At 38.4% G+C, this 15,503-nt stretch carries 15 protein-coding genes; 4 read left to right on the top strand and 11 right to left on the bottom strand.

What is annotated here, in order from left to right; translation table 11 throughout:
* Nucleotides 1-355: tetratricopeptide repeat protein (locus FZ949_RS07005; RefSeq protein WP_187424720.1), on the top strand; the 355-nt coding region annotated here is incomplete at its 5' end.
* Between the two features lie 191 nt (nucleotides 356-546).
* On the opposite strand, the gene flgG is transcribed toward FZ949_RS07005, so the two are convergent.
* Both flgG and FZ949_RS06990 read right to left on the bottom strand, forming a co-directional pair.
* The gene (gene flgG, locus FZ949_RS06995) at nucleotides 547-1,335 is read right to left on the bottom strand and encodes a flagellar basal-body rod protein FlgG (RefSeq protein WP_021091447.1); all 789 of its coding nucleotides are present in this window, start codon (nucleotides 1,333-1,335) and stop codon (nucleotides 547-549) included.
* Between the two features lie 15 nt (nucleotides 1,336-1,350).
* Nucleotides 1,351-2,160 carry a flagellar hook-basal body protein gene (locus FZ949_RS06990; protein ID WP_103579502.1) on the bottom strand — a complete coding sequence of 270 codons (810 nt, stop codon included), beginning with the start codon at nucleotides 2,158-2,160 and terminating at the stop codon, nucleotides 1,351-1,353.
* Between the two features lie 150 nt (nucleotides 2,161-2,310).
* Here FZ949_RS06990 and rpoD point away from each other — a divergent pair, with 150 nt between their 5' ends.
* On the top strand, nucleotides 2,311-4,167 hold the full coding sequence (rpoD, locus tag FZ949_RS06985; protein ID WP_103579501.1) for an RNA polymerase sigma factor RpoD: 1,857 nt from the start codon (nucleotides 2,311-2,313) through the stop codon (nucleotides 4,165-4,167).
* A 233-nt stretch (nucleotides 4,168-4,400) separates the two neighbouring features.
* On the opposite strand, the gene FZ949_RS06980 is transcribed toward rpoD, so the two are convergent.
* The 7 genes from FZ949_RS06980 to FZ949_RS06950 form a co-directional block, all read right to left on the bottom strand.
* The gene (locus tag FZ949_RS06980) at nucleotides 4,401-5,156 is read right to left on the bottom strand and encodes a flagellin (RefSeq protein WP_180379444.1); all 756 of its coding nucleotides are present in this window, start codon (nucleotides 5,154-5,156) and stop codon (nucleotides 4,401-4,403) included.
* An 84-nt stretch (nucleotides 5,157-5,240) separates the two neighbouring features.
* Nucleotides 5,241-6,533, bottom strand: coding sequence for a histidinol dehydrogenase (gene hisD / locus FZ949_RS06975; protein ID WP_103579500.1), 1,293 nt, complete (start codon nucleotides 6,531-6,533; stop codon nucleotides 5,241-5,243).
* Complete coding sequence (locus FZ949_RS06970; RefSeq protein WP_103579499.1) at nucleotides 6,530-7,381, bottom strand: pyridoxal-phosphate dependent enzyme; 852 nt, start codon at nucleotides 7,379-7,381, stop codon at nucleotides 6,530-6,532. The genes hisD and FZ949_RS06970 overlap by 4 nt, the downstream gene beginning before the upstream one ends.
* Nucleotides 7,374-8,465, bottom strand: a complete 1,092-nt coding sequence (locus tag FZ949_RS06965) for an OmpA family protein (protein WP_103579498.1) — start codon at nucleotides 8,463-8,465, stop codon at nucleotides 7,374-7,376. Before FZ949_RS06965 ends, FZ949_RS06970 begins: the two co-directional genes overlap by 8 nt.
* A complete protein-coding gene (locus FZ949_RS06960) occupies nucleotides 8,462-9,775 on the bottom strand; it encodes a MotA/TolQ/ExbB proton channel family protein (protein WP_103579497.1) in 1,314 nt (437 codons plus the stop codon). Before FZ949_RS06960 ends, FZ949_RS06965 begins: the two co-directional genes overlap by 4 nt.
* Before the next feature lie 4 nt (nucleotides 9,776-9,779).
* On the bottom strand, nucleotides 9,780-10,844 hold the full coding sequence (gene fbaA, locus FZ949_RS06955; protein WP_084109344.1) for a class II fructose-bisphosphate aldolase: 1,065 nt from the start codon (nucleotides 10,842-10,844) through the stop codon (nucleotides 9,780-9,782).
* A 15-nt stretch (nucleotides 10,845-10,859) separates the two neighbouring features.
* Nucleotides 10,860-11,678 (bottom strand): peptidylprolyl isomerase, encoded by an 819-nt coding sequence (locus FZ949_RS06950; protein ID WP_148790290.1) that lies wholly within the window; start codon nucleotides 11,676-11,678, stop codon nucleotides 10,860-10,862.
* 95 nt (nucleotides 11,679-11,773) lie between these two features.
* Between FZ949_RS06950 and nth the strand changes: the two genes are divergently transcribed.
* Complete coding sequence (gene nth / locus FZ949_RS06945; RefSeq protein ID WP_021091542.1) at nucleotides 11,774-12,406, top strand: endonuclease III; 633 nt, start codon at nucleotides 11,774-11,776, stop codon at nucleotides 12,404-12,406.
* On the opposite strand, the gene dsbD is transcribed toward nth, so the two are convergent.
* On the bottom strand, nucleotides 12,399-14,129 hold the full coding sequence (dsbD, locus tag FZ949_RS06940; protein WP_103579495.1) for a protein-disulfide reductase DsbD: 1,731 nt from the start codon (nucleotides 14,127-14,129) through the stop codon (nucleotides 12,399-12,401). The genes nth and dsbD overlap by 8 nt on opposite strands.
* Nucleotides 14,130-14,234: 105 nt before the next feature.
* On the opposite strand from dsbD, the gene ppk2 reads away from it, so the two are divergent.
* Complete coding sequence (ppk2, locus tag FZ949_RS06935; RefSeq protein WP_021091543.1) at nucleotides 14,235-15,044, top strand: polyphosphate kinase 2; 810 nt, start codon at nucleotides 14,235-14,237, stop codon at nucleotides 15,042-15,044.
* Nucleotides 15,045-15,095: 51 nt separating this feature from the next.
* Here the strand turns inward: ppk2 and FZ949_RS06930 are convergent.
* Nucleotides 15,096-15,503: trehalose-6-phosphate synthase (locus tag FZ949_RS06930; protein WP_148790289.1), on the bottom strand; the 408-nt coding region annotated here is incomplete at its 5' end.

The raw sequence follows: 15,503 nt of genomic DNA, 5'->3' as shown, positions 1-15,503 counted from the left end.
CATAGAAAGCTGCACCGATCTTATATATATCTATTTTAATAAAAATGAGAGCGATAAAATGGCAACTATGGCAAACAAGGCCTGTGAGCTAGGCAATCCACATAGCTGTCTATTTTTAGGAAATATATATCTACAAAAAGACACCCTAGCACAAGAAAAAGAAGAAGGGCTTAGGCTTTATAATAAGGCTTGCGAACTAAAAAATGCATTTGCTTGCTACACCCTTGCACTCATCTACGAAGCTGGAGATGCTGGTATACCAAAAGATAAAAATAGAGCAAAAAACTACTACAAAAAAGCCTGCGAGCTTGATTTGGATGAAGCTTGCAGTAGCTTAAAAATTTTAATTAATTAAAAATTGCTTTTATTCTTACTCATAAAAGTAGAAATTTTAGACAAAATGTGCCAAATTTTTATTTAGCCCAAATTAATGCGTCTGTTTTATCGAGTCCTTGCCTTTTGGCGTTTTGTTTAAAAAGCAAAATACCTCAAGCATGAAAGAAAGTAGTATAAGCCCAACAATAATTAGAGTCGCGTTCATACTACCTACCTTTTAAGCCCATTTACTATTTCAAGCATCGAATCACTCGTAGTTATAGCCTTTGAGTTTGCCTCGTATGCGCGCTGACCAGTTATAAGATCGGTCATCTCTTCAACTAGCTGAACGTTACTCATCTCAACAAACCCTTGTCTTATCGTACCAAGTCCGTCAAGTCCTGCCACGCCTACCACCACGTTACCGCTAGCGCTTGTTTCCAGGTAGTTGTTATCACCCATTGAGTGAAGGCCAGCTGGGTTTATGAAATTTGCTAGCTCAATCTGACCTATCTGAGCCATCTCTCTCTCACCTGCTTGGAGTACTGATACGGTGCCATCTGTGCCGATAGAAATTTGCGTCGCATTCGCAGGTACGGTAATCTGAGGGATTAGCTGATAGCCATCGCTATTTACAATAGTACCATTTGCGTCAAGTTTAAAAGCACCATTTCTAGTATAAGCCGTAGTGCCGTCAGGAAGTTGAATTTGAAAAAATCCATTGCCAGCTATTACCATATCTAGGTTGTTGCTAGTCTCTTTAAAATAGCCCTGAGAGAAAATTTTATTTATAGCCGTTGGGCGCACGCCAAGACCCACTTCGATGCCTGTTGGGCTTGTGGTAGTCTGGCTTGTCGCCGTGCCTGCGTACTCCATGACTTGATACATAAGATCAGCAAATTCAGCCCTATTTTTCTTGTATCCATAAGTATTTACGTTTGCGATGTTGTGTGAGGTTACGTCTATCTGCGTCTGCTGAGCTATCATACCAGTGGCCGCAGTGTAAAGTGATCTCATCATAGTTTTATCCTTTTATTAAGCTTTTAGGGCTAGTTTTTGAACAGCATCTTGGTTAAGATCGTTCATGTGGCTTGTCATAACCTTTTGATACATATCAACTAAGCGCTGGGTTTCTATTAGACCAACCATTTCTAAAACTGGATTTACATTTGACATCTGGGCATATCCTTGCATCACACTATCAGCCTCGTCAAGCTCCGTAATGTCGTCAAAATTTCTACTCTCAAAGAGATTATCTCCGACTTTTTTTAGGTCTCTTATCTCTCTTGGCTGAGCGATAAAAAATTTAGAAAATTGATTGTTATTTGAGTATAAATTTCCATTTTTATCAACAGTTAGCACCTCTCCTTGTGGTACTTGGATACCTCTTTGGCCAGGATTTTGTGCCTCGTAGCCGCTTGGCAGCACCTTATAGCCCTCCTTTGTGACGATATAACCATCACCATCAAGACTAAAAGAGCCATTTTTGCTAAGTTTTACGCCATTTGGAGTATCGACTAAGAAAAATGCGTCATCTCTTTTTATCGCAAAGTCAAGCGTGTTTGAGCTGTATTTAAAGCCACCGGCACTAAAGTCGGTGTACTCTTCGCTCACTTGTGGTACGCGGTCAAGCGTCCTATTTAAAAATTTAGCTCCATCTTTTGTGTGATTTTTAAGAGGAAGCTCATCTTGCGTCTCTTTAAAAATTCTCGCAAAGTCACCGATAACTACATCATTTCGCTTATAGCCGATCGTATTTACATTTGCAAGGTTATTTGAGATCACATTTAATCTGTTAAACTGCGTTACCATGCCAGCAGTAGCTTGATAATAACCATTTTGCATAAATTTTCCTAATCAAAATTTGATTTTTTAGAATTACTAAGCAATCATCGTTCCAACTTTCTTTTTATACACTTTTAAAAAATTTTGGGTATAATCCACTTTCTTTTAAACAACACTTAAATCACAATTAGACGATTCGAAAGGAAATTTATGAGCGCCGCAAAAGACTCTTTTTCTCAGATAGAAGAGCTTTTCGCTGAAAATGCAAAAGGCTTTTTGACATACGAAAAATTAGTAAAATTATTAGACAAAGCTCCGACTGCTACGATAGTAAAAAAGATAGAACAACTAGCAAAAACAAATAAAGTCCAGCTCATCACATCTGCTGAAGCTGCAAAGCTTAGAAATTTAGCTGATGCTAAAAAACGTCAAGAAAATGCTCAAAAAAGTGATCAAGATATCGACGAGGATCTCGATCTTTCTGGCGAGAGCGACCTTTTAGAGTGGTCAAGATCAGATAGTCCAGTGAGGATGTATCTAAGAGAGATGGGTCAGATCGCGCTTCTTACAAAAGATGAAGAGGTAGAGATCAGCAAAAGGATCGAACTTGGCGAAGATATCATTATCGATGCATTTTGTTCTGTGCCATTTTTGATCGATTTCATACTTGACTATAAAGAGCCACTCATCAATAGAGAACGCCGTGTAAAAGAGCTTTTTAAGAGCTTTGAAGACGAGAGTGAAAACGAAGAAAATGAAGAGAGCGAAGAGGATATAGACGAGGAAGATGAAGAGAATGAAGAGAACGAAGCTCCTAAAAAATCAGCCAAAAACGATAAACGTGCTGAAAAAGTTATAGAGAGTTTTAAAGCCCTCGAAAAGGCAAAAAAAGAGTGGCTAAAGACTGCAAACAAACAAGATAAAGTTGAGAGCGATGACACGGCTTCAAAGATGACTCTTGCATTTAAAAAGAAAATTTTAAAAGAGAAGCTAATGGATCTTGGCCCAACAAGCAAGTTAATTAGTGAGATCGTAAAATCAATGGAGACAGCGCTAAAAAGCGACGATGAATTTGATAGAGAGCTAAAACGCTTGGAGTATCGCTTGCCAATGTTTAGTGATGAGCTTAAGAAAAATCATAAAAGCATACTAAAAGATATCATCAAGCTTAGTAAAGAAGAGATCGCAGCTCGCGTGCCAGAAGCTACGATGGTCTCAACTTATGTCGAGATCAAAAAGCTATTTACTACAAAAGAGGCAAGCAAGCAAGGCTTTGATCTTGAGCCAACAAGGCTAAAAGAAATTTTAGAGCAGATCAAACGTGGAAAGAAAATTTCTGACGAGGCAAAAGCCAGAATGGCTAAGTCAAATCTCCGTCTAGTCGTAAGTATCGCGAAACGCTATACAAATAGGGGCTTACCATTTTTGGATCTCATCCAAGAGGGCAACATCGGCCTTATGAAGGCGGTTGATAAATTTGAGTATAGAAAAGGTTATAAATTTTCAACCTACGCCACATGGTGGATACGCCAGGCTATTTCGCGTGCGATCGCAGATCAGGCAAGAACAATCAGGATACCTATCCACATGATAGAGACAATAAATCGTATCAATAAAATAAACCGCAAATACCTCCAAGAAGAGGGAAAAGAGCCTGATGTAAGCGTTATCGCAAAAGAGGTTGGACTAAGTGTTGATAAGGTAAAACAAGTCATCAAGATCACAAAAGAGCCTATCAGCCTCGAAGCTCCAATCGCAAACGAAGAGGATGGAAAATTTGGAGATTTTGTCGAGGATAAAAGTTCACTTTCTCCGATAGAGCAAATTTTAAAAAGTGACCTTAGAGAGCAAATCGATGACGTGCTTTCACAGCTAAATGAGCGCGAGAAAGCTGTCATCTCAATGAGATTTGGCTTGCTTGAGGATGAGAGTGACCGCACACTCGAAGAGATCGGAAAGGCTCTAAACGTCACTCGCGAGCGTGTCCGCCAGATAGAAAGCTCAGCTATCAAAAAACTAAAACACCCAAAAGTTGGTAGAAAACTTAAAAACTACATTGAGGGCTAAAAGCCCTTTTCTTTTGGATATTTTCCTTAAGACTTTCTCTTCAGCTTTATAAAATTTAAAAATTTTTTAGCAACAAATTTCACTAACAATCTACATTGATTTTTTATTGAAAGGTTAGATTCAGCCCTCATTTAGCCATTAGATCGGCCCAAAATAAAAATACAAAAAACTTAATATTTTTTAAAGAATAAAGTTAGATAAAAAGAATTTACCGGCGCAAGACCGGTAAAAATTTATTCAGCTAGAAGTTTATCTAGTTTTGCGGCCAAACTCGTAGTGTCATGGGCTTTAGCTAAGCTCGCAGCATGAAGTTTTAAATTTGCTTGTAAATTTTCTTCCAAGCTCTTTGCGATGTCGCTACTATCAAGATTTTCTACGCTATTAGCATTTGCCACACTTCTTGCGGCTAGAGCATTTATGCCTCTAAATACAGCATTTTGTGTTGATCCGATCTCTGAACGAAGTGAATTTATATTTTTTAAAATTTCACCTGTATTTGAGCCGTCATCTTTTACATTTAAAAGAGCATTTGTGCCCAAATTTATATTTTTTGTACTCTCGCCTGTAAAAAATCCAAGCTCAGCATCAAATACATTTTTGCCATTAAATTTAGCCTCTTTTACGCTATCATTCATAGCATTTCTTAGTGCGTTGATTTCGCCCTTTATGCCTTTTTGTTCATTTGCTGAGAGAGTAGGATTTGTAAGCTTACTTGAAAGCTCGCCTATTCTATCTGTACTTTTACTTAAATTTAAAAGCGTTGAATCAGCGATTTGAAGCATACCGATCATATCGTTTGCATTTGCCAAACCTTCGTTCAAGACATTTGTTTGTGAAAGCAAACTCTCTGCGATTTGTAAATTTGCACCTGATGCTTTGATCTCGCTATTTGCAGAGATAGCATTTAACGCTTTCTTCTCACTATTTTTTGCTTGATCTAAATAATAGTTTCCTGAAGCCTGGTTTGCAGTATAAGTTCCTAACTTCATAACAACTCCTTTTTAATAATTCGCTATGGATTCTACTATAAATTCTATAAAGAGTTGCAAAATCTCTATAAAATCCATTTTTATTTACTCTTCTAGCCTCACTGCAACTGATTTTTTATGAGCGGTTAGTCCTTCAGCTTCGGCTAGCTGCATACATGATTTGCCAAGATGCATGATACCTTTTCTACTCACTGAAATGATCGAACTTCGCTTCATGAAATTTTCAACTCCAAGCGGTGAGTAAAATCTTGCACTTCCGCCAGTTGGCAATGTGTGATTTGGCCCAGCTATATAATCTCCCATTGCTTCAGGTGTAAAGTGTCCAAAAAATATAGCTCCCGCGTGCTTTACCTCATCCATATAGCTTAAAGCGTCATTTGTAGCGATCTCTAGGTGCTCCACTGCGAGCTCATTCATGAGAGTAAAACACTCTTTTAGATCTTTTGCTACTATTATTGCGGCTTTATTTCTTATGCTTGCACTTGCGATCGGCTCACGTTTTAGTGTCTTTAACTCATCTTCAATGTGTCTTTGCACAGCCCTTGCAAAGGCTTCCACTGGCGTTATCAAAAAGGCACTTGCTATCTCGTCATGCTCGGCTTGAGAGAGCATATCGATAGCTATATGTCGAGGATCGGCACTATCATCAGCGATCACGCCTATCTCACTTGGACCAGCGATCATGTCAATATTTACGTCGCCATAGACTAGCTTTTTAGCAGTCGCTACGTAGATATTGCCAGGTCCTGTGATGACATCAACTTTTGGTACTGTTGCGGTTCCGTATGCCATCGCCGCAATGGCACTTGCGCCTCCTACTTTAAAGGCTGTTTTTATGCCGCAAAGGTGCATAGCCGCAAGAAGCAGAGGATTTACCTTTCCATTTGGTGCTGGGGTGCAGACAACGATCTCTTTTACGCCAGCTACAATCGCTGGGATCGCATTCATAAGAAGCGAGCTAGGATATGCCGCCTTACCACCTGGGATGTAAAGGCCGGCACGATCAACTGCGGTGTATTTTGCGCCAAGTAAGATGTCGTGCTCGTCTTTGTAGGTCCAGTCGCTTGGCTTTGTACGCTCGTGGTAGCTTTTTATCCTATCGTGGGCTAAATTTAAAGCTACTCTCAAAGCATTGTCTAGCGAATTATAGGCAGCTTCCATCTCTTTAACGTCGATTATTATGTCGTTTTTACTTGTAACGCTAAATTTATCAAATTTAGCTATCTGCGCAAAAAGTGCACTATCGCCATCTTTTCTTATCTCATCTATTATTCCAGCAACCACCGGCATTACAGCACTCATGTCATTATCACTTCGTTTAACAAGCTGTAAAAATTTACTCTCAAAATCAGCGTCACTACTATGAAAAAATTTCATTTATGCTCCTTTAATTTTAATTTTCTCTCGTATCTTTGTCCTTGTGTAATGTTACCTAAAATTCCGCCCTGGTGGATATATAAAATTTCAGCTCCAAGCTTATCTAAATTTGCAAAAAGCGTGATAAAGCCAACAGGGTCATACACTAGGTCAAATTCTACACCGCTTTTGCACACTTCAAGCCAAATTTCATAAAGCTCTGGGTATAAATTCCCAAAATGATACTTCCTTGGTGGATTTAAAATTTGCACTTTACTATTTTTGTCTAGCTCATAAATTTGCTTTTTTAGATAGTCGCCATCCCCCACGCAAGGAGTTGTAAAAACGTTAAGATCGGTATGCTTTGCCAGATAGCATGCGCTTGTGCCTGTGCCTGATGGCAAGAATATATCAGGCCTTATGCCACTTTTTTTGCTCCACTCATTGATCTCGCGTGCCTGCGTGATAAAGCCAAGCTCAGCCTCACTCTGCGCCACGCCCTCGTTTATAAAGAGCGCATTTTCGCTCTTTGCTAGCTCTTTAGCAAATTTCTCGCGCTCCTCTTTTACAAAAATTTCCATGCCATTTTCAAGTGCAAATTTGAAATTTCCAACTGGATCTTGCTCTAAATTTGAGCTTAGATGAGAGACGACGTAGTAAAATTTAAGCCCTTTTAGCTTGGCAAAAAGACTTAGGCTATACATAGCATTTGACTGGCTTGAGCCATGAGATACGATGGCTTTGATGCCGCCAAGATCGGCCTTTAGAAAATACTCTAGTTTTCTTGCTTTGTTGCCGTTGAACTCGCCTAGCAGATCATCTCTTAAAAGCCAAAACTCTCGCCCTCTTAAGCGAATTTTATCAATCACCCTTAAACTCCAAAAATTTCTCTATCTCGTTGATAGCCTCTTTGTTTGAGAGTGAAAATTTGATCTCTATGCGCCTTGAAGCGTCCTTGTCCTCGGCTCCATCTTTAAAAACTAGCTCGTTGTAGCTTCGCCCACTTGCGACAAGCAACTTTCTAAGGCGCGCATCATCGCTAAATGAGTTTATAAACTCCATCACCGCGTAGGCTCTTTTTTGTGAAAGCTCTAGGTTGTAAATGTAGCTTCCATCGCTATCAGTAAAGCCCTCGATCACGATCTGATCGATGTTTGAGGCGATCTCATTATCATTTAAAAGCACGTCAAAATACTTACTAAGTGTGGCTTTTAGCTCCTCTTTAACCTCTTCTTTTAAGACCGCGCTGCCCTTGTCAAAAAGCACTGATGAGCTAAGCTTTAGCGCGCCTGAGTTAGGATCGATCTCGATGCTTGAACCCAGTCTATCTTTTAAGGCTGAGATCACTTTTACCCTTATGCCGGTTAGGTTTTTGACCCTATCACGAGTGACATTTAGATCCCTTAAAAGCTCGTCATATCTAGCCTCTTTTTTGCTCACTTGCTCGAGCAAAAAGGCGATCTTGGCTAAATTTTTCTCGCTGCTTTCATTTGCGTCGCTAAGCGCCCTATCTTTTGATAAAATTTCATCATTTAGCACGATCATCTTTTGATTTAGGTCAAAAATGCTGGCATTTAGCTCTTTTATGCTCGCATTTGCGTCCTTGTTTTCATCTATGAGCTGGGCTAGTTTTTCTTTTAGGGCGTCTATTTGGATGACGAAAATTTCATTTGATTTTTTTAAATTTATGTTTTCGTCGCTTATCTTTGAAAGCTCGCTTTTTAGGGCGTCATTTAGCTCTTCGAGGGTGAAATTCTTGCCCTGGGCGTCTTTTAAATTTGCTAAAGCTGTGATGATGGCTTGCTCTTTATTTTCAAGGGTGTTTTGAGTTAGGACGTATTTTACGACGACAGCGCCGATTAGCAGCATAAAAACAAAGAGCAGACCCGCCATCAAGTCCGCGTACGAAACCCAAAAGCTCGATTGATCTTCGTTATTTTTGTCTATTTTCATTGCACTAGATTTTCGATTTTTTCTATTACAGAATTTGCTTCTTTATCGATCTCGTCTATGTTCTTCTTAAGCTCAGCAATGAGGCTCTCGCGCTCTTTTTCGCGCTCCAAGCTCCTGCCCTCTTGCTCATACGCTGCCTTAAATATCGTAGCACTCTCCACGAGCGAGGTTCTAAATGTCTTTAATGCTTCGTTTTGCTCTTTCATCAAAGAGAGAGAAAATTCTTTTAAAATGGCATCAAAACTCTTGATAGTCTGCTCAAATTTAAGCTGGCTCTCTTTTGTGGCATTTAAATTTCTGCTAAAAATTTCGCCAAGCTTTGCATGCTCGGTTAAAATTTTAACCTCCATATCTTTAAAGGCATTAGAAAACGCGCCAACCGCCTTTAATATATCGGAGTGGATTTTTACAAATTCATCTTGTTTTAGCCCAGATTCATTTAGCATTTTTAAACTTACACTAAGCTCGGCCTTGCTTTGATTGATGATATTTTTCTCAACCTCGCAAAGCTCTTTTAGGCTGTTAAATTTCTCATTTGTCTGCTCGCTTAGCACTTTTACAAATTTATCATCAAGCACCATTTTAAAGGTATCGTGACTATCTTTAAAATAGCCTACACTTGCTTTCATGAAATTTGCATTTAGCTCATTTTCCTGCCAGAAAAACTCACGGCTTAGCTCTTTTTGCTCGCTGTAAAATCTCTCAAATTTGCTAATGCCGATCTTTTCAAAAAACATCCACCAAAGCGCTAAAAATATGCCGTAAATCGATACATAAAATGCCGTAGCCACGCCATTTAGCAGTATAGCAATCTCTTTTTCAAGTCCGTTTGCGGTGCTTGAGCTAAAGCTTGGCATAGAGATAGCGATACTGATAAATGTGCCCAAAATTCCAAGCATAGGAAAGACTGCTTGGCCGATGTTTGCTAGGTTGTCATTTCTAAAATTTCTTGTATAGCTCTCGAAAAAATCTTCAAATTTAGCGTTTGCCTTTTTGACGCTTGAAATTTCAAAGAGATGAGCGATGATAAATTCTTTTAGCCTTACCTTGTAGTCTTTGGCATTTGCTAAGAAATTTGAGTAAGCTACTAAGGCGCTGTGGCGTGAAAATATAAAAGCGACAAAGAGTATAACGCCCATCATCACGATGGTGTGAAGCTTCATCTGAAAATTTATAACGCCAAGATAGGCTAGTATCGCCAAGATATAGATAGCTAAAGGGATAAAGATAACTTTAAAAAAGACAAAGAAAGAGTGAGCTTGGCGCTCTTTTGGCACGCTTAGCTCACTAAAATCATTTTGATTTTGCATAGGATTAGTTCCTATTTAGGCAGTTTAAGTCGCTAAAAGCAGTCTGAAGACGCTTAACCATGCTCTCCTCGCCACTTCTTAGCCATTTCCTTGGATCGTAGTATTTTTTATTTGGCTTATCATCGCCCTCTGGGTTGCCGATCTGCCCTTGCAAGTATGCTCTATTTTTAGCCTCATACTCACGCACGCCGTCCCAGAAAGCCCACTGAGTATCGGTGTCAATGTTCATCTTAATAACGCCGTAACTTACAGCATTTTTGATATCTTTTAGCTCGCTGCCACTTCCGCCGTGAAATACAAAATTTACTGGCTTGTCGCTTTTTGTGTTAAATTTCTTAGCGACATAGGCTTGTGAGTTTTTAAGAATTTCTGGTCTTAGTACGACATTGCCTGGTTTATAAACGCCGTGAACGTTACCAAAACTAGCTGCGATGCTAAATTTATCGCTTATCTTACTTAGTCTTTCATAAGCAAGCGCGACGTCCTCTGGCTGAGTGTAAAGAAGTGCGTTATCAACGCTTGTGTTATCTACGCCATCTTCTTCGCCGCCAGTGACGCCAAGCTCGATCTCTAGGCTGATGCCAAGCTCGCTAAGCTCTTTTAGATACTTCTCGCACGTGCTTAAATTTTCATTGATATTCTCTTCACTAAGATCAAGCATGTGAGAGCTAAAAAGTGGCACGCCGTGAGTTTTTTTATACTCATGGCTTGCTTTTACTAGCTCATCTATCCAAGGCAAAAGCTTTCTAGCAGCGTGGTCAGTGTGTAAGATGACTGGCACACCGTAAGCCTTGGCTAGTAAATGAACATGCTTTGCTCCAGCGATCGCACCAAGAACGGCTGCATTTTCGCAGACTTTACCAGCGTAAAAACCTGCACCGCCATTACTAAACTGAACGATAACAGGCGAGTTAGCAACCTTTGCTGCCTCTAAAACAGCATTTACTGAGTCGCTGCCTACGACATTTACAGCAGGTATTGCAAAACCTTGCTCTTTGGCATAAGCATAAAGTTTTGTTACATCATCTCCGCTTAAAACACCAGGTTTTACGATATCTAAAACGCCCATTTTATCCTCCAAATTTTACTTATATTCTATCTTTACTTTTTGGCGTAGAGCTTCACTTTTTTGTCTAACAGCAGCTTGGAATTTCTCCATTTTAACAGCTTGCTCGATCTCCGCTTTTGCTTGTTCAAAACTTACAGTGCCAGCAGCTTTGCCATCTTCTTTTAAGATAACGTGGTAACCAAACTGAGTTTTAACTGGCTTAGTTGAAACTGTGCCATTAGCCATTGAAAATGCTGCGTCTGCAAAAGGTTTTACCATTTGGCTTTGACCAAACCAGCCAAGCTCGCCACCGTGTGCTGCTGAGCCTTTGTCGATTGATTTTTGGCTTGCTAGCTCTGCAAATTTCTTAGTTAGAGCCTCGCCTTTTAAATTTTTAAGTTGAGCGATGATGTCGTTTGCTGTTTTTTCATCTTCAACTAAGATATGTCTTGCTCTTGCTTGAGCTGGTTGGTTCATGCTAGCTTTGTTTTTGTTGTAAAAATCTCTTAAATCGTTATCGCTTACTTTTATACCGTCAAATAGTTTTCTCATATAAAGCTCAACTGCGATGCCTTCTTGTGCAGCTTTTACAGCCTTGATGTAATCAACATCTTTTTCAATGCCTGTCGCTTTTGCGTCTTTTAAAAGAAGTTTTCTGTTGATTAGATCGTCGATTATACGTTTTTTCTCATTTGGTTGAAGCTTGCTAGCGTCAAAACCTGGCATAGCCGCTGATAAAAGTGCTGAGATATCGCTATCGCTTATAGCATCACCATCAACTGTTGCAACTACTGCTGCGTTTAGAGTGATAGCTGCAGCTAAACTTAAAACTGCTGGAAACAAAAATTTTTTCATATAAATCCTTTAAAAAATTGATTTTATGGGCAAGATTATATCAAATAAAGCGATAACTTTTCATTTAACTTAAGAAAATAAGGTAAAATACGAAAATGAGAACAAAAAAAGATATTTTAGAGATAAAAAGAAGACTTCTAGAAGAGTTTAAAGACGCTAAAAGCGAGCTTAAATTTAGAAATTTATATGAGCTACTTGTCTGCGTCATGCTCTCAGCCCAGTGTACTGATAAAAGAGTAAATTTAATAACTCCAGCCTTATTTGAAGCGTATAAAGACGTCTATGAGCTAGCTAGTGCAAATTTAGCGAGCCTAAAACTAATGATAAATTCATGCAGCTTTTTTAATAACAAGGCGGTAAATTTAATCAAAATGGCAAACAGCGTGGTTGAGCTTTATAATGGAGAAATTCCACTTGATGAAGAGAAGCTAAAAGCGCTTGCTGGAGTTGGACAAAAGACCGCTCATGTCGTGCTTTTAGAAGCTACAAATGCAAATGTTATGGCTGTTGATACACACGTTTTTAGAGTGGCACACAGGCTTGATCTTAGCCATGCAAAAACGCCAGAAGCTACTGAAGCTGATCTTAGCCATGCCTTTAAAACAGATCTTGGCAAGCTTCATCAAGCCATGGTGCTCTTTGGACGTTACACCTGTAAAGCCAAAAAACCGCTTTGCCATGAGTGTATCTTAAATGATCTTTGTAACAGCAAGGATAAGATTATTTAATTTTCTCAAGCTTTGCTAGAAAATTTTTAGCATCTATAAAACCGATAGTTCTAAGAAATTTTAGCTCATCTCCACCACTAAATAGCAAGAGTGCAGGCGGATCAATAAGCCCAAAATTTCTTAGCATCTCATCATTTTGTGATCCACCATTTGTTACATCAATACGAATAAGTACAAAATTTGCCAAAGCATTCATAACGTCAATATCTTTAAAAGTGATCTTTTCTATCTCTTTGCAGCTTGCACACCAATCAGCATAAAAATCTACTAAAACAGGTTTGGTTGAGTTTTTTATTATCTCATTTAGTTCATCTAAATTTTTAACGGAATTAAATTTTAACGCACTATCACTTTTTGCCAAATTTAGTCCAGAAAGCGGAGAAAAAGCCTCCTTTGAGCCCAAAAATGAACCAACTATTAGCATAACTGAATATATAAAAACTAGGATAAAAAACGCTTTTTTAAACTTAGCCCAGCTTTGCTCTGCTACTTCAAATGCCCCAAAATAAACTGCCATAAAAACACCTATAATGCCATATCCTAATAGCTCAAAAAATTCTCCAAGCACACGCGCAAGGATCCAAATCGCCATGATGAGCATCAAAAAACCAAAGAATTTTTTCACTTCATCCATCCAACTACCAGGTTTTGGCAAGAGCTTTCCAGAGCTTAGCCCAATAATAAGCAGTGGCACTCCCATGCCAAGCCCCATGGCAAAAAGCATAATGCCACCATAAAAGATATTTCCACTTTGGGCAATATAAAGAAGCGCACCAGCTAATGGTGCTGCAACGCAAGGTGATACGATGAGAGCTGAAGCAAAACCCATAATAAAAATTCCAACATAGCCTGAACTATTTTGCGATTTTTTACTTATCAAATTTTCAAATTTTGCTGGCAATTTTATATCATAAAATCCAAACATGCTAAAGCTTAAAATGACAAAAATGGCTGCAAAAGCGCCAAGCACATAGATGTTTTGCAAAGCGCCTGCGATACCAAAGCCAAGTAGGCTAGCTGCCACTCCAGCTAGTGCATAAGCTATGCTCATCGCGACAACATAGATAAATGACAGTAAAAAGCCTTTTTTTGCATTTAAATTAGCACCTTTTGAGACGATTATGCTTGAAAGTATCGGTATCATCGGAAAGACACAAGGCGTGAGTGAAAGCAAGAGACCATAACCAAAAAAAGTAAGAAGCGAGATAAAGAAATTTTTATCTCCAAGCCCATTTGCGATATCTTGCTCGCTAGAGAATTCTTCAGCAAAGCTGTCGGTATCGTTTTTTTGCTCTTTTTTAAAAGTAGCGATACTAAATTTTCCAGCTTGGTCAGTTATCTCATAAATTTTACTTTGCGGACGGTAGCAAATGCCGTTTTTAGCACAGCCTTGATAGTTAATGTCAAGTATTGCTTTGCCATTTGAAAGATTTTCTTTTACCAAATTTAATGGGATAAAAATCGAAAAATCTTTTGGATAAATTTCATATTCTCCTGTATTTTCACTACTTGGCAAATTTAATAGCTCATTTATCTTTTTGCCAGCTAGCTTAATCTCAAAACTCTCTTTATAAAGATAGATATTTTCACCAAAGTTAAACTTCACTTCAACATTTTGACTATCAACACTTGGAGTTAAAACAAAGGCTTTACTAACATCTAAAACTTCGGCAAAAAGCGAGCCTGCAAATAAAATAAGCGAAAAAAGAAATTTTAAAAACATACTAATCCTTGCTAAATTAAAAAAGATGATTTTAGTCTAAATTCTTAAATTTATTCTATTTTATTGTAAAATCGTGAAAATATGTGAAATTTTAAAGGAGCAAAGATGTCAAAAGACAAAAAACACCAAAAAAGCGAGAAACTTGGCTATGAGGAAGAGCTTAGACTACTTCAAATTGAACTTTTAAAATTTCAAAATTACGTAAAAGAAAAAGGCCTTAGAGTACTTATGCTAATGGAAGGGCGCGACGCAGCTGGTAAAGGCGGAACAATAAAACGCCTAACTGAGCATCTAAATCCAAGAGGTTGCCGTATAGTGGCGCTTGCTAAGCCAAGTGATGTCGAAAAAACACAGTGGTATTTTCAAAGATATGTGACTCATCTACCAAGTGCTGGAGAGATCGTGATCTTTGATAGAAGCTGGTACAATAGAGCTGGCGTTGAGCCGGTAATGGGCTTTTGCACGCAAGAAGAGCATAAGGAATTTTTACGTGAAGTGCCAAAATTTGAAGAGATGATCATAAACTCCGGCATAATTTTCTTTAAAATTTATCTTTCAATCACAAAAGATGAGCAGAAAAAACGCTTCAAAGAGAGGCAAAATGATCCATTAAAGCAGTTTAAAATTTCACCCGTTGATCAAAAAGCACAAGAACTTTGGGATCAATACTCTATCGCTAAATATTCGATGCTTCTAGCCTCTCACAATAGCATTTCACCATGGGTCATCGTCTCAAGCGATAACAAAAAAGAGGCTAGGCTAAATGTCTTTAAATTTATCCTAAGTCACGTTGAATATCCAAAAAAGATAAATGACTACTTGGAATTTGACAAAAACGTCGTAAGAGACGGGAGCGAAGAGATAAAACGCATAGAAGAAGGGCTAAATAAAGACAAGTTAAAGAGTATCGATTAAAGAATTTTTAACTTCTAGCTGGCGATTTGCTTAGATTTGCTAGCTAAATTTTTAAGCCCACCACATTACTTTTGCTAAAATGACCATTATTAGGCAAAGTACTAGAGCTATTAAATGTGAAAATTTACCAAATGGATCAGGCTTTTTTAAAATAACTACATTAAAAACAGAGATAAAAGTTACAAGGCACATTACGAGTAAAACAAAAATTTTTATAAGCAGTAGCTTTTGAAAGTTACTTTGCCACCAGCCAAGCTCGCCTCCAAAATAGTCTTTTGCCATATAAGCGCCACTTATTAAAAGCAATAAAAATGCTGTGCCAAAAACCTTTGCGCTGCCTTTTGTGTAGGCTTTTTTAACTATTTCAAGGGTTTTAGTATCAACCGTTTTTTTAGCAAACGGATATATGCAAACATCGAAAAATACGTATCCTATAAATACAATGGCACAAATTAAATG

The sequence above is a fragment of the Campylobacter concisus genome (genome assembly GCF_902460545.1).
GTDB lineage: Bacteria > Campylobacterota > Campylobacteria > Campylobacterales > Campylobacteraceae > Campylobacter_A > Campylobacter_A concisus_AE.
This window is presented reverse-complemented; position numbering and strand designations above follow the sequence as displayed.